Here is a 2,047-nt window from a genome sequence, read left to right as displayed (position 1 = left end):
CAAAGATAAAACAGAAGCTGATTCATTATTAACCTTAGAACCTCTTTATGATTATGTTGCTGCCCATTGTCATCCTTGTCTTAAAACTATTTTTGAAGAACTCAAGAAACCAATGGGATGGAATATATTTGTAGGTCGTGTTGTTCATTATTCAGCTTATGATTTAAAAGAACATCATAGTGAATACTTTAATGCTATTCTATCAAGAGATACTTATCGATTATGTCAAATTGTCGATTCTATTTTTCAATCATCATTAAAAACTTTACAGTTACATATGAAATAAGCAGGTCTCATTCAGTGATACCTGCTTATTGTTTTACTATTTATAAAAAGTAATAATTGATTTGAAAAGGTCTCCATCTAACTCAACAGTAAAACGTCCACCTTGTAATTCTGTAAAGCTCTTCACAATAGCAAGACCAAGTCCAGAACCACTTGTATTACGCGATTGATCACCTTGAACAAATCTTTCAACTATTTCATTTTCATTAAATCTCATTTCTTCAGCTGAAATGTTTTTAAAAATAATTGTTACAGAATCATCATTTTCTATCACATCAATGTAAACTCTTGTATGCTCTAAGGCATATTTACTAATATTGATAAATAGATTTTCAAATATTCTATATGTTTTTGAACTATCTAGATGACAAATCATCTTTTCTTCTGTAAAAGTCGTTCTTAAATCTAAATTTTTCTCAGATAATTTATCTTCACACTCTAATTGTGCCTGTTTAATTAAAGCAACGATATCAACATCTACATAATCTAGTCTAATATCTCCACTATTTGCTTTACTAACTTCAAATAGGTCTTCAATGAGATTCTTTAATCTTAATGAATTTCTCTCAAGAATCTGTAAATAATGCTCATGATCATCATCAGTTAAATGAGGATTTTTTAATAAATCAACATAAGTAATGATAGATGTGAGAGGTGTTTTTAAATCATGTGAAACGTTAGAAATAAGTTCAGTTTTTGTTTTTTGCGACTTCACTTCCTCTTGCACAGCTTTTTCAAAACCATCTCTAATATGTGAAAACTCATCTTTTAAAGGATTAAAGATTCCAACATCTTCATTAATTTCCACATTAAAATTACCATTAGATAACTGTTGTGTTGCATTTAATAATACTTGATATTGTTCTTTGATTTGATTAAATTTCTTTTGCAGAATAACAAAGATGATAACAGAATAAATACATGCAAAGAATATTCCAAAAACAAAGAATATACTAATACCAGTAATAATAATAAAATTAAATAAAACAATTTTTAATACTGACTTATTCACTTCATCACTTAAATCAAAATCTATAACTTTGTCAATAATCTTTTTACTGTTTTTTATCAACCATCCTGTACACGTATTTTCCATGAAATATCTTTTAAAACCTTTGCAATAAAGATATTTAATCATATAAGCCAAAATCATAAACATGAGATAGAAGATAAACCAAAGTCCGATATTGAAAATAGGTGTTAATATATCAGAGAGATTTTGAATACCAAAGCGAGAAAAGAACTCGCCCATAAGATTTTGTGTAGTTGCTATAACCAAATAAGGAGATATAATGTAAAGCGTTGATGTTACCGTACACCAAATAAATGCCAATATAATAAATTTAATACGAGAAATAAATTGCAGAAATTTATTTTCATTAAGATAATGCATTGGTATTATAAAAATCATACACATCACAATAAATAGACAAGTTAATAAATATGGTAATGAAAATCTAAAATAATCAGTATTACCAGGATTATTTATATATAAAGATAATTGACTCCCAGATTGCAGTGTTTTTGGAACTGCATAGGTTATTGTTAAATTTTTAGGATTATTATATTTAATTGTTGAAATAATTTCATTATCATCTGAATAAAAATTTTCTTCATTACCTGAATGTGATTGATAATTCAATCTCTTCTCATAAGGTATTTCTATCCCATCTTTTGTAAAATTAACAAATAGAGAACCATCTTTATCAAATTGAATCTGAATATACCATTGGTATTTCTCTTGTAGTTCTTTGTTGCTCCT

General features: G+C 27.0%; 1 protein-coding gene and 1 pseudogene. One reads left to right on the top strand and one right to left on the bottom strand.

The genetic code is table 11. The annotated features are described in order from the left end of the window. A pseudogene (locus ACLR9T_RS13965) lies at nucleotides 1-286 on the top strand (GntR family transcriptional regulator); the annotation flags it as partial. Between the two features lie 36 nt (nucleotides 287-322). Here ACLR9T_RS13965 and ACLR9T_RS13960 read toward each other — a convergent pair. After that, a partial coding sequence (locus ACLR9T_RS13960; RefSeq protein ID WP_413110093.1) for a sensor histidine kinase occupies nucleotides 323-2,047 on the bottom strand: 1,725 nt, incomplete at its 5' end.

This window comes from Thomasclavelia sp. (genome assembly GCF_047249845.1).
In the GTDB taxonomy this organism is placed as follows: Bacteria; Bacillota_I; Bacilli_A; order Erysipelotrichales; family Coprobacillaceae; genus Thomasclavelia.
Note: the sequence above shows the minus strand (reverse complement) of the source record. Positions and strands in the feature narration are given on the sequence as shown.